This is a genomic window from Collimonas humicola (genome assembly GCF_018304945.1).
Taxonomy (GTDB): domain Bacteria; phylum Pseudomonadota; class Gammaproteobacteria; order Burkholderiales; family Burkholderiaceae_D; genus Collimonas; species Collimonas humicola.
Map to the genome: position 1 here is coordinate 47,897 of NZ_JAGQEE010000006.1, position 21,717 is coordinate 69,613.

At 58.9% G+C, this 21,717-nt stretch carries 20 protein-coding genes and 2 tRNA genes; 11 read left to right on the forward strand and 11 right to left on the reverse strand.

What is annotated here, in order from left to right; all coding sequences use genetic code 11:
- Nucleotides 1-38: 38 nt before the first annotated feature.
- On the reverse strand, nucleotides 39-296 hold the full coding sequence (locus tag KHU30_RS17650; protein ID WP_211443945.1) for a GNAT family N-acetyltransferase: 258 nt from the start codon (nucleotides 294-296) through the stop codon (nucleotides 39-41).
- 332 nt (nucleotides 297-628) lie between these two features.
- Here KHU30_RS17650 and KHU30_RS17655 point away from each other — a divergent pair, with 332 nt between their 5' ends.
- The 9 genes from KHU30_RS17655 (at nucleotide 629) to KHU30_RS17705 (ending at nucleotide 5,746) form a co-directional block, all read left to right on the forward strand.
- On the forward strand, nucleotides 629-766 hold the full coding sequence (locus KHU30_RS17655; RefSeq protein ID WP_211443946.1) for a hypothetical protein: 138 nt from the start codon (nucleotides 629-631) through the stop codon (nucleotides 764-766).
- A gap of 103 nt (nucleotides 767-869) precedes the next feature.
- A complete protein-coding gene (locus tag KHU30_RS17660) occupies nucleotides 870-1,064 on the forward strand; it encodes a hypothetical protein (protein WP_211443947.1) in 195 nt (64 codons plus the stop codon).
- 172 nt (nucleotides 1,065-1,236) lie between these two features.
- The gene (locus tag KHU30_RS17665) at nucleotides 1,237-1,866 is read left to right on the forward strand and encodes an RNA polymerase sigma factor (protein ID WP_211443948.1); all 630 of its coding nucleotides are present in this window, start codon (nucleotides 1,237-1,239) and stop codon (nucleotides 1,864-1,866) included.
- Nucleotides 1,866-2,558: an anti-sigma factor family protein gene (locus KHU30_RS17670; RefSeq protein WP_211443949.1), complete on the forward strand. Its 693-nt coding sequence runs from the start codon at nucleotides 1,866-1,868 to the stop codon at nucleotides 2,556-2,558. The genes KHU30_RS17665 and KHU30_RS17670 overlap by 1 nt, the downstream gene beginning before the upstream one ends.
- Nucleotides 2,559-2,665: 107 nt before the next feature.
- Nucleotides 2,666-3,055 (forward strand): c-type cytochrome, encoded by a 390-nt coding sequence (locus KHU30_RS17675; RefSeq protein ID WP_230411230.1) that lies wholly within the window; start codon nucleotides 2,666-2,668, stop codon nucleotides 3,053-3,055.
- 78 nt (nucleotides 3,056-3,133) lie between these two features.
- Nucleotides 3,134-4,033 (forward strand): metallophosphoesterase family protein, encoded by a 900-nt coding sequence (locus tag KHU30_RS17680; protein WP_211443950.1) that lies wholly within the window; start codon nucleotides 3,134-3,136, stop codon nucleotides 4,031-4,033.
- A gap of 3 nt (nucleotides 4,034-4,036) precedes the next feature.
- On the forward strand, nucleotides 4,037-4,420 hold the full coding sequence (locus KHU30_RS17685) for a cupredoxin domain-containing protein (RefSeq protein WP_211443951.1): 384 nt from the start codon (nucleotides 4,037-4,039) through the stop codon (nucleotides 4,418-4,420).
- A gap of 30 nt (nucleotides 4,421-4,450) precedes the next feature.
- A complete protein-coding gene (locus KHU30_RS25780) occupies nucleotides 4,451-5,149 on the forward strand; it encodes a CDGSH iron-sulfur domain-containing protein (RefSeq protein ID WP_230427448.1) in 699 nt (232 codons plus the stop codon).
- Between the two features lie 9 nt (nucleotides 5,150-5,158).
- A complete protein-coding gene (locus tag KHU30_RS17705; protein ID WP_211443952.1) occupies nucleotides 5,159-5,746 on the forward strand; it encodes a DUF6529 family protein in 588 nt (195 codons plus the stop codon).
- 95 nt (nucleotides 5,747-5,841) lie between these two features.
- Here KHU30_RS17705 and KHU30_RS17710 read toward each other — a convergent pair whose 3' ends face one another.
- From KHU30_RS17710 to trxA, 8 genes are all read right to left on the reverse strand, one after another.
- Nucleotides 5,842-7,248 (reverse strand): glycerophosphodiester phosphodiesterase family protein, encoded by a 1,407-nt coding sequence (locus KHU30_RS17710; protein ID WP_407928101.1) that lies wholly within the window; start codon nucleotides 7,246-7,248, stop codon nucleotides 5,842-5,844.
- Between the two features lie 179 nt (nucleotides 7,249-7,427).
- Nucleotides 7,428-7,503, reverse strand: a tRNA-Asn gene (locus tag KHU30_RS17715).
- Nucleotides 7,504-7,591: 88 nt separating this feature from the next.
- Nucleotides 7,592-7,678, reverse strand: a tRNA-Leu gene (locus KHU30_RS17720).
- A gap of 112 nt (nucleotides 7,679-7,790) precedes the next feature.
- Complete coding sequence (locus KHU30_RS17725; RefSeq protein WP_211443953.1) at nucleotides 7,791-9,509, reverse strand: ArnT family glycosyltransferase; 1,719 nt, start codon at nucleotides 9,507-9,509, stop codon at nucleotides 7,791-7,793.
- 217 nt (nucleotides 9,510-9,726) lie between these two features.
- On the reverse strand, nucleotides 9,727-9,996 hold the full coding sequence (locus tag KHU30_RS17730) for a type B 50S ribosomal protein L31 (RefSeq protein WP_038486217.1): 270 nt from the start codon (nucleotides 9,994-9,996) through the stop codon (nucleotides 9,727-9,729).
- 232 nt (nucleotides 9,997-10,228) lie between these two features.
- The gene (gene tcuC, locus KHU30_RS17735) at nucleotides 10,229-11,521 is read right to left on the reverse strand and encodes an MFS transporter (RefSeq protein WP_211443954.1); all 1,293 of its coding nucleotides are present in this window, start codon (nucleotides 11,519-11,521) and stop codon (nucleotides 10,229-10,231) included.
- A 247-nt stretch (nucleotides 11,522-11,768) separates the two neighbouring features.
- A complete protein-coding gene (rho, locus tag KHU30_RS17740; RefSeq protein ID WP_014004861.1) occupies nucleotides 11,769-13,031 on the reverse strand; it encodes a transcription termination factor Rho in 1,263 nt (420 codons plus the stop codon).
- A gap of 104 nt (nucleotides 13,032-13,135) precedes the next feature.
- Nucleotides 13,136-13,462, reverse strand: a complete 327-nt coding sequence (trxA, locus tag KHU30_RS17745) for a thioredoxin TrxA (RefSeq protein ID WP_061532392.1) — start codon at nucleotides 13,460-13,462, stop codon at nucleotides 13,136-13,138.
- A 333-nt stretch (nucleotides 13,463-13,795) separates the two neighbouring features.
- Between trxA and KHU30_RS17750 the strand changes: the two genes are divergently transcribed.
- Complete coding sequence (locus tag KHU30_RS17750; protein WP_211443955.1) at nucleotides 13,796-16,558, forward strand: PD-(D/E)XK nuclease family protein; 2,763 nt, start codon at nucleotides 13,796-13,798, stop codon at nucleotides 16,556-16,558.
- The gene (locus tag KHU30_RS17755) at nucleotides 16,558-19,866 is read left to right on the forward strand and encodes a UvrD-helicase domain-containing protein (RefSeq protein ID WP_211443956.1); all 3,309 of its coding nucleotides are present in this window, start codon (nucleotides 16,558-16,560) and stop codon (nucleotides 19,864-19,866) included. Before KHU30_RS17750 ends, KHU30_RS17755 begins: the two co-directional genes overlap by 1 nt.
- Nucleotides 19,867-19,930: 64 nt before the next feature.
- Here the strand turns inward: KHU30_RS17755 and KHU30_RS17760 are convergent, their stop codons facing one another.
- Both KHU30_RS17760 and KHU30_RS17765 read right to left on the reverse strand, forming a co-directional pair.
- Nucleotides 19,931-20,674 (reverse strand): amino acid ABC transporter permease, encoded by a 744-nt coding sequence (locus KHU30_RS17760; RefSeq protein ID WP_211443957.1) that lies wholly within the window; start codon nucleotides 20,672-20,674, stop codon nucleotides 19,931-19,933.
- Nucleotides 20,675-20,833: 159 nt separating this feature from the next.
- On the reverse strand, nucleotides 20,834-21,628 hold the full coding sequence (locus KHU30_RS17765; protein ID WP_211443958.1) for a basic amino acid ABC transporter substrate-binding protein: 795 nt from the start codon (nucleotides 21,626-21,628) through the stop codon (nucleotides 20,834-20,836).
- Between the last annotated feature and the right edge of the window lie 89 nt (nucleotides 21,629-21,717).

The window sequence follows — 21,717 nt, forward strand, 5'->3', positions numbered from 1 at the left end:
ATCTCCGAAAGTGCGCCTCGCGCCGGAATCCCTATTTTTCAAGCTACCGCCACGTCGCCCGCCAGCGCCGTATCTTCCTTGTGTTTGGTCGCAATCTGGAGCCATGTGTCGTCAATATTGAACGCCAGCTTGCGCTGCTGTTCGAGGAAAGCTGCGGCGTCTGCCGCCGAATGGCGGGCCAGGCTTTGATAACGCGCCACCTCCGGCTGGTTGCGATAGCTGGTAGACACCGGCGCATCGTCCCGGGTGACGCTTCTTAGCAGAAGCCGTTCTGTCGCCAGCGGCAATATATCCATTCTGTTGTATCTCCCAGTTCATCGCGTAACGGCTTCTCGGCCTGCTTCCTTGTTTCGCCGGTATACATGCGCGCGCTTCGTTTTATTCCCTGCCATGAGGCGCTGGCAGAAAAATATAGTGAGAATAATTTCCGGCCACAAGCAGTTATACAAGTGACGACACGCACCACTGTTTCCAGAACAGGAAACGTAGATAGCCCCCACAGCGCAAAAGAGATGCAACGGTGCAGTGCCGCCCCAGTTAGCGCCAGATAACACCCTGGCGTTCATTTGATAGGCAAACCAAGGCTATTCCCGGTTTGTCATGTATTGCGACCTTATAGGAGAGCATCATGAAATTCGCAAAAACCATTCTCGCCATTGGCGTCACGCTCCTCACTCTTGCCGCTGCCGGATGCGCACAGATGGATCCCATGAATACGGCCCCTGGCATGGCGGCAGATCAGGGCAACATTTACTCCGGACAGTGACGCGAGCTGCAACAGTCCGTTGGCACGGTCCGAGGACGGCTGCCCGGTTATTTTTCCTGACAGCCGTGATCCCATTCATATGATTATTCGTCGGAGGCAAACCATGGGCCCCATCCGCGCCATGAAGTACGGTCAATGCTTGAGCGCCGGCAGCGTGCCCGTCGCCGCTGCTGCATTGGTGCGCTGCCGCAAGCCAAGCGGCGTGAGGATCTCCGCGTATACCGCCGAACTCTCCGTTTTATTCCCGGATTTGTCGCGGCAATTGAAAAATATCGCGGGAATAAATCCGGGTCGCTGACGGTTATGGGTATGTGAGCGTCGGCATTTGCGCCGCTCGGATGCTGCAAGCATCTCCCGACCGGACGGGCAATGGAGGAACTCATGAAAAACGAACGCAAGACCCCCCCATATGATTGGCGCAGCTGTCGCCAAAGAGACAAGGCGCAATTCAGGGAAAGCGGGAGATCATCGTGATCGCGGCCGACAAGTCGCGCCGGTTCGAAGAGCTGGCGTTGCCGCATCTGGACGCGGCCTACAACCTGGCACGCTGGCTGACCGGCAGCGCCAGCGATGCCGACGACGTCGTGCAGGATGCTTACCTGCGCGCCTTCCGGTTCTTCGATAGTTTCCACGGCGACAATGCGCGCGCCTGGCTGCTTGCGATCGTTCGGAACACCTGGTTTACCGAATGGCGCAGGCGGAGCGAGGCAGCTGACGACGCACCCTATGACGACGCACTGCACGACGACGAGCGACTCCCGGGATGGGTCGACGAGATCGGCAGCGATCCCGAAGCGCTCGCCGTGCGGCGCGACGATGTGGACTTGATTCATCGTGCGCTCGGCGCATTGCCGGTCGAATATCGCGAGGTGCTGGTCCTGCGCGAGTTGGAAGACATGAGCTACCGCGACATTGCGACTGTCGCCGGCGTGCCGATCGGCACCGTGATGTCGCGGCTGGCGCGTGGCCGGGGCCTGCTTTGTGCGGCAGTGCGCAAGGCGCAGGGGGCGATGCCTTCGGAGCTTGCGCCCGTGCACGGCAAGACAGACGGCAACCTGCTCAGGATGCCTGCGCCGGGTTCACAAAAAGGAGTGAAGTAATGGACAAGAAAGAAACCTTAAGTTCGCTGGGCAGTGTGCTGCGCGACGGATCGCTCTATCATCGCGCGCCACCTCATCTGCGCGCGCGCGTGCTCGCCGAGCTGCCGCGCGAGTCTACCCGCCGGACTGTCTTTGCATGGAGCGGCTTCACGACGGATGGCGTGCGGGCGTGGCTGAACGGGGGTGTTACCGGGATCGCGGTCTGTGCGCTGGCGTTGAGTGCGGCCACCTTGATCCAGCGGCCAACGCCAACCGGCTCAATCGGCCAGGAGATTGTGTCGAGCCACGTGCGCGCGTTGTTGTCGCAGCACCCGATCGACGTTGTGTCGACCGATCAGCACACTGTCAAGCCGTGGTTCAATGGCAAGCTCGACTATACGCCGCCGGTCGTCGATCTCGCCGCGCAAGGTTTTCCGCTTGTCGGCGGACGAACCGATTATGTGGGTCATCGCACCGTCGCGGTGCTGATCTATCGCTACCAGAAGCACCCCATCGACCTGTACGTATTTCCCGATGCCGGCGGTATGCCTGCTTCCGCCGCACGGGCCTCGGACGGCTATGCGATGGCTCACTGGCAGCGCAACGGCATGACTTACTGGGCCATCACCGATGCCCAATCTACCCACCTGCGCGCGTTCGAGCAAGCGATGCAGGCAGAGGAAGATCACGACGAAAACCCGTTGCGGGAATAAATCGAGACTGACGGGAATATTTTCCTCTCATTCCGAGTTATACCGTTTACAAGAACGGATTGCATTGATCGGACGCCAGCAAACTTGAAAATCGAAAGGACTTCAACATGAAACAAAATCGCTTATTCCTTGGCCTGGGCCTAGCCATGCTGATGGGCTTCAGCGGCCCCGCAACCGCTGCCGGCGATGCGATACGCGGCCAGGAGCTCTACCAAGCCATGTGCATGTCTTGTCACTCGATTGACTATAACGGCGTTGGCCCGGCACACAAGGGCCTGTTTGGCAGGAAGGCCGGCAGTCACGCTGATTACCTTTATTCGCCAGCTGTGAAGGCATCGAGCATTGTCTGGACCGACAAGACGCTGGATAAATGGCTGTCAAATCCCGAGAAACTGATTCCCGGGCAAAAAATGGGTTTCATGGTGCCGGCCGCAAAAGATCGCGCTGACTTGATTGCCTATTTGAAGAAGGAGGCGGGACGAGAAGAGAAGCCCTGAGCACTCGACCGGCCTGTTGAACACTTGTTCCGCAACAGCCTGCCATGCAGCTATTCCAACCATTTGAAGGAGAACATCATGATTGATCGCAGAAGTTTCATGAAACTGACCGCTGTCGGCGGCGGCGCGGTATTTATTTCCGGGCTATATGGCCAGGTGCAAGCTGCAGCCACCGACAAGGCGGCATCCGCTTACGACGATTTCTATTTCGTTCAGTTGTCCGACGTTCATTGGGGGTATAGCGGCGCAGCCAATCCAGATGCGCTCAATACATTCAAGAAAACGGTGGCAACTGTCAATGCACTTGAAGTGCAACCAGACTTTATTATCTTTACCGGGGATCTGACCCACACGACGGATGATCCGAAGGAACGTCGGAAACGCATGGCCGAGTTCAAAGAGATTGCTGCCGGATTAAAGGTGAAAACGGTGCGTTTTATCCCGGGAGAGCATGACGCTTCGCTCGATAACGGCGCGGCCTTCAAGGAAAATTTTGGCCCGTCGAATTACGTGTTCGATCATAAGGGAGTGCATTTCATCGCTTTGGATAACGTTTCCGATCCCGGCGCAAGCATTGGAGATGCCCAACTGGACTGGCTTAAAAACGATCTTGCCAAACAAGCGAAAGATGCGCGGATTGTCGTCTTCACACATCGGCCCCTGTTCGATCTGGTACCTAAATGGGATTGGTCCACCCGCGATGGCGATAAAGCAATTGCGTTACTGACGCCATACAGCAATGTCACGGTGTTCTATGGCCACATTCACCAGGAGCATCACCACATGACGGGGCAGATCGCGCACCACGCCGCCAAGTCGCTCATTTTCCCGTTGCCTGCGCCAGGCTCGCAAGATAAGCGTACCCCCTTGCCGTGGGATGCCGCTGCGCCGAATAAAGGACTCGGTTTTCGCGAGGTGGAAGCTGAACGCAAGGATAGTGAATACAAGATCGTTGAATTGCCTGTGACAAGGACATAAGCCATGAATCATTCAAGAAGGCAGATATGTTTAAGTGCCGCCTACGGCATCGGGGCGCTTCTATCGGGGGCGGCCATCAACGCGCGGGGGCAGGCAAAGACGGCTGCGAAAGAAAGGGTAGTCAAAATCCAGGCCAAGAAATTCGTCTACACGCCGAACCAGATTATCCTGAAAAAGGGCGAGCCAGTCGTGCTTGAGTTCACCTCCGTGGATTTCGTGCATGGATTCAAGATACCGGACATGAATATCCGCGCCGACCTGCCGCCAGGCAAGGTCACTCAAGTCAGGCTGACACCTGACAAGGCCGGTGAATACGATTTTTTATGCGACAATTTCTGTGGCAGCGGCCATGAGGAAATGAGTGGAAAAATAACCGTAATAGATTGATACATTTTCTGTCTTGATCGGAGGCCCCAGATGAACCAGCAGAAACGCGCAGGCGCGAAAGTCCAAATTTCGACGAACGGCCCGTATATCGTCTCGGGCGATGTGCCTCTCAGTAAGGAGATCATCGGCGCAAACGAAGATGGCGAGTCGGTAAAGTGGGAGCAGGAACAGAAATATCCATCTCAGGGGCAGTACGCGCTGTGCCGCTGCGGCCATAGCGCGAACAAGCCGTTTTGCGACGGCTCGCATGCGAAAGCTGGATTTGACGGCACCGAAACCGCGAGCCGCCAGCCGTATCTCAAGCAGGCCAAAGTAATGCAAGGCCCGACGATGTCATTGACTGACGTCGAGAGCTTGTGCGCGTTCGCGCGCTTTTGCGATCCGCATGGCGGGGTGTGGAATCTCGTCAGCGCAACGGACGACCCTGCAGCGAGTAAGCAGTTCGTCAGCCAGGCTTGCGACTGCCCTTCGGGGCGTCTGGTGGCTTGGGACAAGCAGACCGGCAAACCGATCGAGCCGATGTATGAGCCATCCATATGCCTGATCGAAGACCCTGCCAAGGGGTGCTCCGGGCCGCTATGGCTGCGCGGCGGAGTGCAATTGATCGGGGGCGATGGTTTCGAATACGAAGTACGCAACCGCGTGACCTTGTGCCGCTGTGGTGCGTCGCAGAACAAGCCTTTCTGCGACGGCACGCATGCGTCGATCGGGTTCAGCGACAAGAACTGAGTCGACATCATGTTTAATAGAACACTGGGCGACAATCCTTCTCCCGCCAGGCAGACCGTTCTCAGTCGAGTACGTATTGTGCTACCACTGGCGCTCGTCGCATTCGTCGCAATCACCGTCGGTTTTGTGGCAAGCAAGACCGTCAGGCAACCCTACGAAACTCCCTTTTTTCACCTCTTCTTCAGCGATACCCTGCATATGAAGGCATGGCTGATAACAGCGTCGCTGTTGCTGGCATTGGGCCAGTTGCTGACGGCGTCGCGTATCTATGAAGTGCTGCGCTTCCCGCCGAAGGGGCGCTTCTACCATGTGGTGCATCGCTGGTCTGGGCGTACGGCCATCCTGCTGACGCTGCCTGTGGCCTATCACTGCATCTTCCTGCTCGGCTTCGGGACATACGATACCCGCGCCTACATTCACTCATTACTGGGATCATTTCTCTACGGGACCGTTCTCGCCAAGGTTCTCATAGTCCGCTCAAACGGCTTTCGTGGCTGGGTGCTGCCACTCGCGGGAAGTGCGCTGTTCTCCATTCTCCTGGGACTGTGGCTTACTTCTGCATTCTGGTACTTCAGTACCTTTGGCACTGGCATATAAAATCCCGCGACGGATACGGTATCAGGCAGCATCTCTATCCAGCAACGACAACCCTCTCGCTAAGGAACGAAGCAGATGAGCATAGATTCAATTGCTTAGCGCGCTACTTCCTTAAGATAGGTATTGCGGGCAGCAAATGCGGTGGGCGTGAAATCGGTAAATACGCCGTCAACGCCGGCTCGGTAAAATGCCAGGTATTCTGCCGTTGGATCCCCCTTATAAGCGCCTGCCAGGTATTTCGCTTCGTTGCGGAAGGTGAATATATGAACGAACAAACCGGCTTTATGAGCGTCGCTGATCAGGCTGGTTGGCTTGATGGTGTCGACCTCGGCCAAGCTGGCTTTGGACGACGAATCCTGGGCTGGAGCAGCGGTGAGCGACATTGCCTGCGGCTTCCACGGACCGATGCCGTCGGCGTAGGTTTTGACCTCCGCCAATCCTGCCGGCGTAAGCATCGCACCGAAGGAGCGCGGGTCGCCCGCTACGGTCCAGCTATATGGGCGGCCGCTGACGAACGTGTTGGGTTTGTCAGTGATGAAAATGGTTTCGCCGGTCTTGAAGTTCATGCCGTTTCCATCGACTAGCTGAACCGCTTTGGATTTCAGGCCGATAGAGCGCAGGTATTTCAAGCTGGCCGGGTCAAAGCTTTGCACAAAGACCGGGGCATCCTTGCGATTGAGATCGTTGTCTTTGAGGGCTTTGAGGAAAGCCTCCTCAAACGGATGGCTGCCCGGTGCGCCGCAACCGTTTGCAATGGCCTGGGCATTATTCCAGATCGGATTTTTGCTTTCTGGATAGGTCGTAATGACGCGGCCAGTAGCCGCGCTTTTTGCTCTTGCAATGTCGATCACTTCCTGAAAGCTCAGAATCGGCAACTTGCCGTTAAGCTCGGTTGGGCGCTGGTCGCGGGCATCGTAAGTGGTGCCGCCTATCCATTGCCTCAGTTCGGCCATTGTGAAATCGCTGATTGACCAGTCGTTGGTATGGTCTTCGCCATCAACGACCAATGATTTCAATACCGATTTTGGATCGTTGGGATCGGTCAAGTCACTCAGGTACTGTGCTGGACCATTTTCTGTTGTGGCCGGATATCCGGCATTGATCAATACGCCTGGAACAGTGCGCTTACGGCTTGCAACATTGGCATTCGTCTTTGCGACTTCGCTGATGTTGGTGTTGTCGCTCAACCAGGGGTTGTGGCGCGCCACCAATACGCAGTCTTTGGTCATGTGCAGATCCAGTTCGAGCGAATCTGCGCCAGCATCGGCTGCATTCTCGTAAGAAGCCCGGGTTTCTTCCGGATACAGTCCCGGCAGGCCGCGATGCCCGATAACCAAGGGGGGCGCACCGTCAAGGGTTTTGAACGAAGCAGATGCGGCCGACCCGGCGCCAGGGAAACTCCCGTTCATATTGCTGCAAGCGCCCACTAGCAGGCCGCATCCGAGTAGGGTAAAGCGGGCAAGGAGTTTTGTGACAAGCGGCGGAGCCAGGCGAGTGTGCATGTGTCGTCTCTTCAAGATGGTAGGGAACGGCTAGCAACCGATAGTAGCCTAAGCACATGACAAAATCATGACGATGCAAGTGCGGCCGTCGAGCCTGGTTTCGAGCAGATCCTGTGGGAAAAAACGGGATGAGGGCGCAAATAGAAAAGGGCCAGCATGTAGCTGACCCTTATGTATCCTGGCTCCCCGACCTGGACTCGAACCAGGGACCTGCGGATTAACAGTCCGTCGCTCTACCAACTGAGCTATCAGGGAATTGGGCAACTAATTTTCTTGCAGGGGAAAATACCAGATTGCCGGAACAATGAAAAAAGGCCCTCAAGTCTGAGAGCCTTATATTCATTGGTGCCGAGAGCCGGAATCGAACCGGCACGCTGTCTCCAGCGCGGGATTTTGAGTCCCGTGCGTCTACCTATTCCGCCATCTCGGCAACGCGTCCGCTATTATGACTTAATTCCGCGGTGCGATCAATAGCCTTTGTATATGAACCTGTTGTCCCCGGAATATCCCGCCTACCGCCGATATTCCCTTGGCAACAGGCCTTAATTGGCGGTGCGCTGGTAGAGGCGGAAACGTTCATCCCTGTCGGAGGGCCGGCGGCCGGTCCACAGCAGTTTCCAGTTGCCCTTGAACTCGCGCCAGATCGCATCGTCGGACTTGACCGAGATATTGTCCTGGTAGAGCAGGAAATCGCAGTGCGGCTGACCGTATTCGCCGAATGGGATGTCGCCGAAATAGGCGAACGATGCGCGCTGCGCCGGGCCGACGTTGGTGTCGACGCACTGCTTGACGGTCGGCAGATGCTGGTCGATCTGCGCGGCGACGCCGGCATAGCTCTTGCTGTAATTGATCCACGGTAGCCACAATGTAGTGAGCAGCAGCCAGCACAGGATCACGCCGCCGGACGACAGCACCACGGCGCGCCACAGTACCGAGGGGCGGCGCGACAGGCGCCAGTTCACCAGCAAAATCCAGAATACCGAACCGAGGATGGCGATCGCCAGCGCTATCAGGTTGAACTCAGGCTTGAAGCCGGGCGCCAGCTTGTAGACGTTCTTGGCGAGCTGCGCCGGCCAGCCGCTTTCCTTGGCGATCCAGGCCAGCCAGATGAAGGCGGCGCAGGCGGTCAGGGTCATCACCGAGAACCAGTCGACAGCATTGATGGCGCCGCGCTTCATGGTCGGCAGGCCGAAGGCGGCCAGGATCACCAGTGCCGGCAGCAAGGGCAGCAAGATGCCTTCTTCCGGATGCGGATTGAGCAGCAGCACTATCGTCAGGCTGATGAAAAATGCCAGCGGCAAGGCGATATGCAGCGTCGAACGCTGTTCGCGCCAGGCGTATACGGCCCAGCCGGCGAACGGCCAGGCCGGCCAGGCAAACCAGATGCCGTATTTAAAGTAATACGACAGGGCGGTCCAGGTCGGCCAGCTCAGTTGCTGCAGATTGAACGCTTCCCAGGCGACGCTGCGGTCGACGCCGTGCGGCAGCAGGGCGCAGCTTGCCGCCAGCCAGATGCCGCCGACGAGCAGCGTCACCGGCAAGGTCACCAGCAGCAAGTCTTTGATGATCGCTTTTTCCCGTATCAGGGCCAGCGTCAGCAGTCCGCACAGCAGGGCAAGCGGCAGCACCCAGCCGCGCGTCAGGATCAGCAAGCCGAAGGCCAGGCCGAGCAAGGCGGCGCTACGGATATTGCGCGCTTCAAACAGGCGCACCGCGATATAGATGGAAAACGCTACCAGCGAAACCTGCAGGCTCTTGGCGGTGGCTTCGTGGCTATGCGATAGCAGGCCCAGGCAGCCCAGGTAGATCAGGAAAGCGCCGTCGGCCAGGGTCCGGCCGAAGTCGAGCGGTTCAGGCTGGCCGCCAAAGGCCAGCCGCAGCGGCTGCGCTTCGGTGCGCCGGCCCAGCAGGTAGGTGGCGTACCAGACCGAGAGCGACCCGACCAGAAAAAACGTCACGGTGGAGAGGCGGGCCGCCAGCGGATCGCTGAGCAGCCAGCCGAACAGTTTGATGAACAGCGCGCCTATCCAGTAGGTCAGCGGGCTTTCAGCCGGCATCGGCAAGCCGACGATGTTCGGCGCGAGCCAATCGGCCAGGCCGCCGTGGGCCATGGTCCAGGCGATGCCGAAACTGGAAGCATCTTCATTTTTCCAGGGATCGCGCCCGATCAGGCCCGGCAGGATATACAACAATCCCAGTGCCCACAGCCCCCAGCGCGGCAGTGCGCTGGTGGCGGAAGCAGGGAGGCGGACGGGCTTCATCACAATGGTGTTTGATCAATGTTGAATTGCTGGGTATTGTGCCGGATAGCAGGGTACTTCGCTATTGCTGAGAGTAATTTTTGTTCTTGATGTTCTCAAGCGTACATACAATTATTTACTATTTATCAAAGCGTTAGCTGTTGCAGGGGACAGCCGTCGCGAATCCTGATAAATAAAAAAAGGCAGCCGCAGCTGCCTTTTTGAACAAACGGTCGAATTATTGATTCGCGATCGCTGTTTTGGAACCGACAGTACCGAATTTCTTGCGGAACTTGTCAACGCGGCCGGCGGTGTCGACGATCTTGTGCTGACCGGTGTAGAACGGATGCGATTCCGAGGAAACTTCAATCTTCACCAGAGGGTATTCTTTACCTTCGTGGGTGATGTTTTCGCGAGTCTGGATGGTCGAACGTGTGATGAACTTGAAATCGTTCGACACGTCGTGGAACAGAACTTCGCGGTAATTTGGGTGAATGCCGTCTTTCATAATTGCCTCAATTGAGTGGTAGCCAATCAATCACTTCGTCGGTCGTCTTGCTTCTTGACCCGATTGTCGATCACTTGCCGGGGGTGGAAAACCGCAAATTATACAATAAATCCCGCCGGGATTTGGAAAAAATGAATGAAATCAGTGCCTTGGGCATGTAAAACAGCAGCGCTTCCTTCGCTTCCCGTGCTGTGGGAACCCCGGGCGGACAAAGCGTCCACCCTCGTCAGACCTAGGCTTTGACCGCGACAGGCGTTTGATTGCCGCTTTTACGATACAAATACAATGTTGCAATCAAGCCACATATTGCCGCTGCGGTCATCCACATGCCCGGCGCGCCCTTGTCGCCGGTGTATTCGATCAGGCCGGTAGCGATGGCCGGGGTGAAACCGCCGAAAATGGCCGTCGCCAGGCTATACGCCAGCGAAAAGCCGACGGTGCGCACTTCGACCGGCATGATTTCAGTCAGGGCCACTACCATCGCGCCGTTATAGCTGGCGTACAGGAAGGACAGCCACAGCTCGACCATCAGCATCTTCTGGAAAGTCGGATCGGCCACCAGCCACGACATGGCCGGATAAGCGGTCAGGATGGTGAGGACGGTAAACAGGATCAGCAGCGGCTTGCGGCCGATGCGGTCGGACAGCGCGCCCATCACCGGCAGCCAGATGAAGTTTGAAATGCCGATGCAAAAGGTCACCAGCAAGGCATCGGTGGTGCTCAGGTGCAGCACGCTCTTGCCGAAGGTCGGCGTGTAGACGGTAATCAGGTAGAAAGACACGGTCGTCATCGAGACCAGCATCATGCCGGCAATCACCAGGCCCCAGTTATCCACCATCGAACGCAGGATTTCGCGTACCGGCGGTTTGTGCTTGCGCGCCATGAATTCCTCGGTCTCCTGCAGCGAGCGGCGAATCACGAACAGCACCGGCACGATCAGGCAGCCGATGAAGAACGGCACGCGCCAGCCCCAGTCCGCGATCTGCGCCGGCTGCAGCCACACTTGCAGGCCGAAGCCGAGCGCCGCGGCGACGATGATCGCCACCTGCTGGCTGGCGGACTGCCAGCTGACATAGAAACCCTTGTTGCCCGGCGTCGCCATTTCCGACAGATAGACCGAGACGCCGCCCAGTTCCACTCCGGCCGAAAAGCCTTGCAGCAGGCGCCCGATCAAGACCAGGAACGGCGCCGCATAGCCGATGGTGGCGTAGCCCGGCACGAAAGCAATCAGCATGGTGCCGAGCGCCATCAGCGCCAGCGTCGTGATCAAGCCTTTGCGGCGGCCCACCCGGTCGACATAAGCGCCGAGGATGATCGCGCCCAGCGGCCGCATCAGGAAACCGGCGCCGAAGGTCATGAAGGTCAGCATCAGCGAGGCAAACTCGTCGCCGGCCGGGAAAAATGTCTTGGAGATGTAGGTCGCGTAAAAACCGAACAGGAAGAAATCGAACATCTCCATGAAGTTACCGCTGGTAACCCGCAGAACTGTGCCGAATTTCGATTGGCTGGATTGTGTAGTCGCCATGATGTGCTTGCGAAAAAAGGAGGTTCGCAAGGATAGCATTTAACCGGAAGGCTTGTTTTGACTATGTAGGATGATTCTGTAGGTATCTGTTGCTTAAAAACACTATTTGCATCGATTGACTGCCGCTTCAGAGGAAGAGTGCGCTGCCGCCGTTTCGCAACGCGAAAAAAAATCCGGCGTGCTTGCGCAGGCCAGATTTTTCGGGCTTCCGGTTACAGCTGGCTGCAACCGGAACATTCAGCCTCGATCAGCCGCCGCGTCGCATCATGTCGAAGAATTCGGCGTTGTTCTTGGTTGACTTCATCTTGTCGAGGATGAACTCCATCGCTTCGATTTCATCCATGCTGTACAGCAGCTTGCGCAGCACCCAGATTTTTTGCAGCTGGTCAGGCTTGATCAGCAATTCTTCGCGGCGGGTGCCGGACTTGTTCAGGTTGATCGATGGGTAAACGCGTTTCTCGGCGAGGCGGCGTTCCAGGTGCACTTCCATGTTGCCGGTACCCTTGAATTCTTCGTAGATCACGTCATCCATGCGGCTGCCGGTTTCGATCAGGGCGGTAGCGATGATGGTCAGCGAACCGCCTTCTTCGATGTTGCGGGCGGCGCCGAAGAAACGTTTCGGACGTTGCAGCGCGTTGGCGTCGACACCACCTGTCAGCACCTTGCCGGAGGCAGGGATCACGGTGTTGTAGGCGCGCGCCAGGCGGGTGATCGAGTCCAGCAGGATCACCACGTCTTTTTTCATTTCCACCAAGCGCTTGGCTTTTTCCAGCACCATTTCGGCGACTTGTACGTGACGTGTGGCCGGTTCGTCGAAAGTGGATGCAACCACTTCGCCGCGCACCGAGCGCTGCATTTCGGTCACTTCTTCCGGACGTTCGTCGATCAGCAGGACGATCATCACGGTGTCGGGATGGTTGGTGGTGATCGCATGCGCAATGTGCTGCAGCATGACCGATTTACCGGATTTCGGCGACGCCACCAGCAGGCCGCGCTGGCCTTTGCCGATAGGTGCGATCATGTCGATGATGCGGCCGGTGATGTTTTCTTCGCCGCGCATGTCGCGTTCCAGCGGCAGCGGCTTGTTCGGGTGCAGCGGCGTCAGGTTTTCAAACAGGATGCGGTGCTTCGACGCTTCCGGCGATTCGCCGTTGACCTTGTCGACCTTGACCAGTGCGAAATAGCGTTCGCCGTCTTTCGGCGTGCGCACTTCACCTTCGATCGAATCGCCGGTATGCAGGTTGAAGCGGCGGATTTGCGAAGGCGAGATATAAATGTCGTCGGTGGACGCCATGTAGCTGGCGTCGGGCGAGCGCAGGAAGCCAAAGCCGTCGGGCAGGACTTCGAGGGCGCCATCGCCGAAAATCTGTTCTCCTGATTTCGCGCGCTTTTTCAGGATCGCGAACATCAGTTCTTGTTTGCGCAAACGCGCTGCGTTATCGATGTCCAGGCCGATTGCCATTTCTAGCAGGGCGGAGACGTGTAACGCCTTCAATTCAGATAAATGCATAGGTATGAGTGTCCCGGGATGGGAAATATTGGGTGGGGGAGGGAACTGCGTGGTGTAGTCAGTAAAACACAAGCGGCGATGCGGGCGCATCGCCGCGGTTCTTGTTATATGTTCGAATCAATGAATGCAGTCAGCTGGCCCTTGGCCAATGCGCCGACTTTTTGCGCGGCAGGAACGCCGTTCTTGAACAGGATCAGTGTCGGGATACCGCGGATGCCGTGCTTGGCCGGGACTGCCTGGTTGGAATCCACATCCAGCTTGACGATCTGCAGCTTGTCGCCGTATTCCTTGGCTACTTCTTCCAGGATAGGGGCGATCATCTTGCATGGACCGCACCACTCGGCCCAGAAATCGACCAGGACCGGTTTGTCGGATTTGAGTACGTCTGCTTCAAAAGCTGCGTCGGATGTGTGTTTAATATGTTCGCTCATGGTTTCCTCAGTGTGAGGGAAAAATAATCAATGTGTGCCAAGACGACTTACCATTCCTGCTTGGTGGCTGCCTGCGGCGTTCCCTATTCTAGTGAATAAGTGGGGATGCCGTGCGCGAATTCAAGTTTCTGTGGGTGTGGTAAGAGGTATTGCGGCGGGATATTCACTAAATAATAACCGATTTTAATAAAAAGTGTGACGCATGATTTTATTTTGCAGCGATTTTTTGAGGGGCTCGCATAAAATGACAGGTAATTGTTGCAAAAAAGGGCCCCGCACCAGTGCGCCAGTTTTCGGGGCTGCCCGCATCGCCGCAACACTTCAGTGAGCCTCATGTCCTTAAAGTCAATATTCATCGCGCCTTCCGCCAACTTCTGGCCTGCTGCAGCGAGCGCCCTGCTGGCGAGCTGCCGTGCGGGCGACGATGGCATGCGCGATTTTTCGCATTGGCGCGTCATCCTGCCGACCTTTGCCCATGCCCAGCAGCTGAAAGCCGCACTGAGCGCGCAGCTGGGCGGGACTTTCCTGCCGCCGCAATTCTTTACGCTGTCCGGTTTGCTGATGACCATGCCGCCGTTGCCGAATGTATTGCCGGCCAGCGAGCGCCTGATGCGGCTGTACGCAGAATTGCGCCAGCACGGCTGGCTGAAAAAATTATTTACCGCACGTCGCAATACCGATCTGCTGCCCTTGGCTCAAACCTTGTTAGCGCTATCAGATGAATTGACGCAGGCTATGCTGCCGTCGCTGCACGCGGGCGGCGATGGAGTCGATGGCAGCGATGGCGACGAGATCGCGCAACGCTGGCAGCATGCGTTGGAACAATTGTCGCCAGATGCGCGCAAGCTGCTGTCGGATGAAACCCAGCTGGTGTGGTCGATCTGGAAAAGCCAGCTGGATGCCGACGATGCGATCGCCGCCCGCTTCAGCCAAATGTTGCAGCTGGCCGAGAGCGCCAGCCAGCCCATGGTCTGGATCAGTTCGGTGGCGCCGGAACCGTTGGAGCAAGCCTTCCTCGATGCCTATGCGCGGCGACAGCAAGTATTGACGATCACGCTCGACTGGCGCGCTCCGGCCTTATTGCCGGTTTATGCGCTGGCTTGGCCGGAGATGGTGGAAGCCGCGGCCGGGCCGGGGGAACATGCGACGCATGATTATGCGCTCTCCACTGAACTCGCATTGTGCGCAGCGCAGAGCGTCGAAGATGAGGCAGTGCAGGGTGCGCAAATGGTGATCGACTGGCTGCAGGCCGGCAAGAGCAATCTGGCGATCGTGGCGCAGGACCGGGTTGTGGCGCGGCGCATCCGCGCCTTGCTGGAGCGGGCGCAGATCCATGTGGCCGATGAAACCGGCTGGAAGCTGTCGACCACCCGCGCCGCCTCAGCCATCTCGGCCTGGTTCGACGTGATTGCCGCGCGCGGCGAAACCACTGCCTTGCTCGATTTGCTGAAGTCGCCGTTCGTTTTGAAGGCAGCGCCCACCGATCTGCTGCACGGCGAACAGGATGAGCAGGACAGCATTGCCAACAAATCGGCGCTGGTGATGAAGATAGAACTGCTGCTGCGGCGCGCCAACGTGCTCGGAGAATGGCGTGCGGTAACCGGCGCGCTCAGCGCGGCGCCGGCCGAACAGAAGGCGGTGGCCTTGCTGGCGCAGCAGGCCGGCTTGTTCAGCGGCCGCAAGAATCTGCGCGACTGGATCGCCACCACTACTGCGGCGCTGGATACGCTGGGCATCAGCGCTGCTTTGAACGCTGATTCGGCAGGCCAGCAGATCCTGCAACTGCTGCAGAACATCGCGCCGCCGGGCAATGATCCGGGTCAAGATTATGCGGCGCTGTTTTCCTTTCCCGAATGGCGCGCGCTGGTCAACCTGCAACTCGACGACACCAGCTTCATCAGCGCCATCAACGACCGTCGGGTGGTGATGTTGCCGCTGAACGGCGCGCGCCTGCGCAGTTTCGATGCCGTGCTGATGGTCGGCGCGGACGCCGATCACCTGCCGTCGCAGCCGCAGGAAACACTGTTCTTCGCCAACACCGTACGGCGCGAACTGGGCCTGGCGACACGCGAGAGCCGGCAGCGCCAGCAACTGCGCGACGTGGTCGAACTGCTGGCCATGAATCCGCAAGTGGTCCTGTCCTGGCAGGCGCACAAGGATGGCGAACCGAACCCGGTCAGTCCCTGGATCCAGCGCCTGCAGTTGGCGCTGGCGCGGGTTGCGGCGCCGGCATTGCCAGAGCTGCGGGCGGCGATTGCCGTGCAAAATTTGCAGCCGGCGCCATCGCGCATGCCGGCGCCGGCCGCCGCGCAATTGACGCCAGGCCGGCTGACCGCCAGCGCCTACAACAGTTTCATCGCATGTCCTTATCAGTTCTTTGCACGCCGCATGCTGGGCCTGGCCTCGCTTGACGAACTATCGGACCTGCCGGAGAAGCGCGATTACGGCGGCTGGCTGCATGAGATCCTGGAGACCTACCACGAAGCCCTGCGGGACCAGCCGTTGCCGCTGCCGCAGCGCGAAGCCTTGCTGGCGGCCATATCAAAAAAGCTGTTCGATGCCGTCATCAGCAAGAATGCGGCTGCGCTGGGTTATTACGCGCGTTGGCAAAAAGTGATCGCGCCGTATGTGGCCTGGGCGAATGAACACGAGGCCGCAGGATGGCGCTTTGTGTTTGGCGAACAGGCTTATGAAAAGCTGTTGCCGCTGGCGGATCGCGACCTGACCTTGCACGGCCGTATCGACCGCATCGACGAAAACGACGCCGGGGAACGCGCCGTGCTCGACTACAAGACCAACAACCTGCTGGCGCTCAACAAAAAACTGAAAGACCACGAAGACCACCAGCTGGCGTTCTACGGTTTGCTGTCCGACCGGCCGGTGTCTTCGGCGCATTACGTTGCGCTGGAGACGACCAAGGACAAGGTCGGCGACGTCAGCGCGCCCGACTATGAGCAGGCGCAAGGCGCGCTGGCGGCGCAGATAAAAATCAACGTCGAGGCGATTGCCGGCGGCGTCGGCTTGCCCGCCAACGGCGTCGCGTCGGTCTGCCAGTATTGCGATGTGCGCGGCTTGTGCCGCAAGGGAGCGTGGTGATGAGCGCGCCGATTTCTCTACCGAGCGCCTACCGCTTGAATGGCAACGTAGTCGAAGCCCAGGATTTCACCAATGCCGCCTGCGATCCCCAGCATTCGGTGGTAGTGGAAGCCTGCGCCGGCAGCGGCAAGACCTGGCTGCTGGTGGCGCGCATGCTGCGCCTGCTGCTGGCCGGCGCAGCGCCGTCTGAATTGCTGGCGATTACCTTTACCCGCAAGGCGGCGCAGGAAATGCGCGAGCGGCTGCTGGAGCTGCTGCACGACCTGGCGCTGCAGCCGGAAGCCAAAGTACGCAGCCTGCTGCTGGAACGCGGCATCGCGCCGCAAGAGCTGACGCAGGTGTTGCCTGCGGCGCGCAGTCTGTATGAACGTGTGCTGGCCAGTCCGCAAAGCCTGTCGATCGATACCTTCCACAGCTGGTTTGCGCGGCTGCTGCAGATCGCGCCGCTGGCCTCAGGCGTGCCGCACGGTTACTCCCTGACCGAAAAAACCGGCGAACTGCTGGCCGATGCCTATCTGCGTTTCATGCAATCGCTGAACGATGAAGAGAACAGCGCAATCAAGGACGATTTGCTGGCCATGTATCAGCTGACCGGCGATTTCAGCACCAGGAAGCTGCTCAATGCGTTTATCGATAAGCGGGCAGAGTGGTGGGCCGTGATACGGCAGGGTGCCGATGTGCCGCTGGAATGGCTGCGCGAACTGTGCGGCGAGGATGCCGAGGTCGACGCCCGCCTGTCGTTGTGGGAAGACGAGAAATTGTCATCGCAAGTGAAGCAGATTGCCTGGCTGCTGGGCCAGGGTTCGGCCACCAACCAGAAACGCGCAACCGCGATCGAGATGGCGCTGACGGCCGGCGCCTCGGTGGAGAATTTCGACGCCTTGTGCCATCAGTTTTTCGATGATAACGGCAAGCCGCGCAGCAACGGCAAGGCCAAGGATTTCCTCAAGGCGCTGGAAAACAACCTGGGCAGCGATGCCCTCGATGCCTTCGACGAGCAGTTCGGCGCCACCGGCGCGGCGCTCCAATTATTGCGCAAGCGCAGCCACGAGCGCACGGTGCTGAGCATGAACCAGCATCTGTTCAGCGTCGGCAATGCCTATCTGGAATGCTACCAGGCGCTCAAGGCCGAGCAGCGCGTGTTCGATTTCGCCGACCTGGAATGGCAGGCTTACCGCTTGTTGACCAATCCGGAGAGCGCAGCGTATCTGCAGAGCCGGCTCGATACGCGCTACAAACATATCCTGCTGGATGAATTCCAGGACACCAACCCGCTGCAATGGAGCATCGTGCGCGCCTGGCTCAGCGCCTATGGCGAAGACGCCGGCCAGCCCAGCGTGTTTGTGGTGGGCGACCCCAAGCAATCGATCTACCGCTTCCGCCGCGCCGAGCCGCGTGTGTTTGAAGCCGCCCGCAGTTTATTGCAGGAGCAGGGCGCCACGGTATTGCAAGCCAACCAGACCCGCCGCAATGCCAGCGCCATCGTCGAGGTGCTGAACGCCAGTTTCCGCGCCAATCCCTTGTTTTCAGCGCAAACCACACTGGGTGAAGCCGGTGGCGCGGTGTGGCGTTTGCCGCTGATCCAGCAAGCATCGGACGATGCGACAGATGACGCAGCCGCGCCAGGCTTGCGCAATCCCCTGACCACTGCACGAGAAGAATCGGAAGATGCGCGCCGCCGCGACGAAGGAGCGCAACTGGCGCAAGCCTTGTGGCATGCCCGGCAAGTACTGAGCGTGCGCCAGGAAAACGGCAGCCGCGGCTTGCGCTGGTCGGATGTGATGCTGCTGGTGAAGAAGCGCAGCCATCTGGGCGCCTACGAAAGCGCCTTGCGCGCAGCCGGCATCCCGTTCATGTCCGACAAGCGCGGCGGCTTGCTGGAGTCGCTGGAAATTTCCGACCTCATCGCTCTGCTGACTTTCCTGATTACGCCGGACGATGCGCGCGCGCTCGGCCACGTGCTGAAATCGCCGATCTTCGGCGCCGGCGACGACGACCTGATCGCCCTGGCGCAGCGCGGCGAGCGCGGCTGGTGGGCGCGCCTGCGCGCCGCGGTAGCGGCTGAAGCGGCGGCGCCGGCGCTGCAACGCGCTGCCGCCTTGCTGGAGCAATGGCTGCTGGCGGCACCGCGTTTGCCGGTGCATGACCTGCTCGACCAGATCCTGCACCAAGGCCAGCTGCTGGCGCGTTACGCCCAGGCGGCGGCGCCGCTGTCGCGCAGCCAGGCCATCGGCAATATCGAAACCTTTGTCGAGCTGGCCCTGAACATGGATGCCGGCCGCTATCCCAGCCTGCCGAAATTCATCGACGCCTTGCGCGCCCTGCAAAATGCCGCTGGCGGCGATGCGCCCGATGAAGCCAGCATAGCTGCCGCCACCGACGCCGTACGCATCCTCACCGTGCACAGCGCCAAGGGTCTGGAAGCGCCGGTGGTGGCGCTGCTTGACGCCAATCACAGCAAGCCCGCGCGCGACGACTACGGCATCCTGTGCGACTGGCCGCAGGATGCGGAAGCGCCCCGGCATTTTTCGGCCTTCGGCAGCAGTGCCGAACGCGGCGCTGCGCGCGATCCGCTGTTCGCGGCGGAAGAGGGCTTCAAGACACAGGAAGACTGGAACTTGCTGTACGTCGCCACCACCCGCGCCAAGCAACTGCTGATCATCAGCGGCGTTGCCGGCAGAAGCGGCGGCGTCACCGAAGACAGCTGGTATGCGCGGCTGGAGCAGGTGCCGGAGACAGCCATCGATGCCATTGCGGAACATGCCGAGGCCGCCAGCGACGTCCAGCGCTTTCAGCAAGAGATCTTCGACCCGCCTCAGCTGCCGCCGCCGCCGGCTGCTGTCGCCGCCACTTTCGACAGCCAGGCGATCGCCGAAGGAATTGCCTTGCACGGCTTGCTGGAAAGAGTCACCCAGCACGGGCAATGGCCGGTAGTGCTGCCGTCCGCCGAGACGATCGCGCGCTGGCTGCCATGTCCGCTGATGCTGGCAAGGCAGGTCCGGTTGCAGGCGCAGACCATCCTGGGGCAAAGCGAGCTGGAACATTTCTTCAATCCGGCCCTGCACCTGCATGCGCGCAATGAAATGGAAATCATCGCCGATGACGCCGTGCTGCGTTTCGACCGCGTGGTGGTGTTCGAGAACGAGGTCTGGATCTTGGACTACAAGCGCAATCTGCTCGACAACGAACGGGCGGCCTATACCGCCCAGCTGCGCAGCTACCGGCAGGCGGCCCAGCCCGTGTTTGCCGACAGGCGCCTGCGTACAGCGCTGCTGACGGTGGACGGGCGCTTGTGGGAAATCGACTAGCGACAAAAAAGCCCTTATTTCATGACAGGAAATAAGGGCTTTTTCAATTCAGGACAGGAGGCGATCAGCGATGATGCGGCGCCGCGTATTTCTTTTCCAGCCGGCCCACCAGCGTCGCCAGTATCATCGTCATGGCGAAATACACCACGGAAATGGTGATGTACGGCTCCCAGTAACGCGAATAGGCGCCGGCCACGGTGCGCGCCGCATAAGCCAGTTCGGCCAGGCCGATGGCGGACACCAGCGAGGAATCCTTGAGCAGGGTGATGGCTTCATTGCCGAGCGGCGGCAGCATGCGGCGGAACGCCTGCGGCAGCACCACGTAGCGCATGGTCAGCTTATAGCCCATGCCGAGGCTGGATGCGGCATAGCTCTGGCCGCGGTCGATGGACTGGATGCCGGCGCGGAAAATCTCGGAAATATAGGCGCCGGCGTTCAGCGACAAGGCCACCACGCCGGAGATGAAAGCGCCGTAGTCTTGCTTGATGGTGCGCGCCAGTTCGCCGGAAATCAACAAGCCGTTGTCCTGATGAATCAGCACCGGCATCACGGCGAAGTGGATCAGCAGGATCTGCACGAACAGCGGCGTGCCGCGGAAGAAGGCCACGTAGAAGCTGGCCAGGCCCTTGAGCACGCGGAAGGGCCACTTCCATGGCCCCTGCTTGACTTCAGCCAGGCGCAGCATGCCTAGAAATAATCCGAGGATGGTGCCGATGATGATACTGATCACGGCGACCTGCAGCGTCATGAAGAAGCCTTTGACGAATAGCGGCGCGTAGCCTTGTATGATGCTCCAGCGGAAATCCATAAATTATTGAGAAGAAATGATGCGAGGATGAAGACGGACACGCAAGCCGGGACCGGCATTCGCCAGGCTGCGCATAAGGATATTAAAAAATTAGCGGAAAATTATACCGTAGTTGCCGCAGACCGCCAAAAAACGGCAGTCTGCGGGCTGGCAGCGCAATTACTTGGCATTGCCAAAATATTTCTGGTTGATCTTGTCGAAGCTGCCATCCGCCTTGACGTCGGCCAGCCCCTTGTTGATTTTCTCCAGCAGTTCGGTATTGCCTTTGCGTACCGCGATGCCGTAATACTCTTTCGGGAAGCTGGCGTCGGTCACCACGCGGAAGCTGGCGGACGGATTGTTGGTAATGTAATTCCGCACCACCGGATCGTCGGCCACCACGGCATCGACACCGCCGCTTTCGAGTTCCTTCAAGGCCAGCGTGGTGGAATCGAAACGCTTGATGCTGGGGTTGTTCTTGCCGACCAGGTTCTGCACCACTTCGTCGCCGGTGGTGGCGCTTTGCACGCCGATCTTCAGGCTCTTCAGGTCGCTGAACTGCTTGACCGAGGCATTGCCTTGGGGGACGGCGATCAACTGGCTGGCTTCGAAATAAGGCGTCGAAAAGTCCACCGTCTGCTTGCGTTCATCGGTAATGGTGATGGCTGAAATCAGCAGGTCGCGGTCGCCCTGCGCCAGGAAATTGAAGATCCCTTCAAACGGCGTCGGGATGAATTTCACCTCGATGCCGATTTTGGCCGCGATCGCCTTCATCAGGTCGATGTCGAAACCGACCACTTCCTTCTTTTCGTTTTCCGCGGAAAACGGTGCGTAAGCCGATTCCACCCCGACGACAAACAGGGTTTGCTTGGCTGCCGCGACCGGCGCCTCTTCCTTTTTTCCGCAGGCACCGAGGGCGAGCAGGCTCAAGCTCAGGGCGCACAGCGGCAGATAGCGGCTTAACAATTTTTTCATGGTGTACTCGCAAAAATAAGTCGACTAAGGTCGGATTCAGCGTTGGTATTACAAGCAATCTCTCGACATTCCGTCATTCCCGCGTTCGC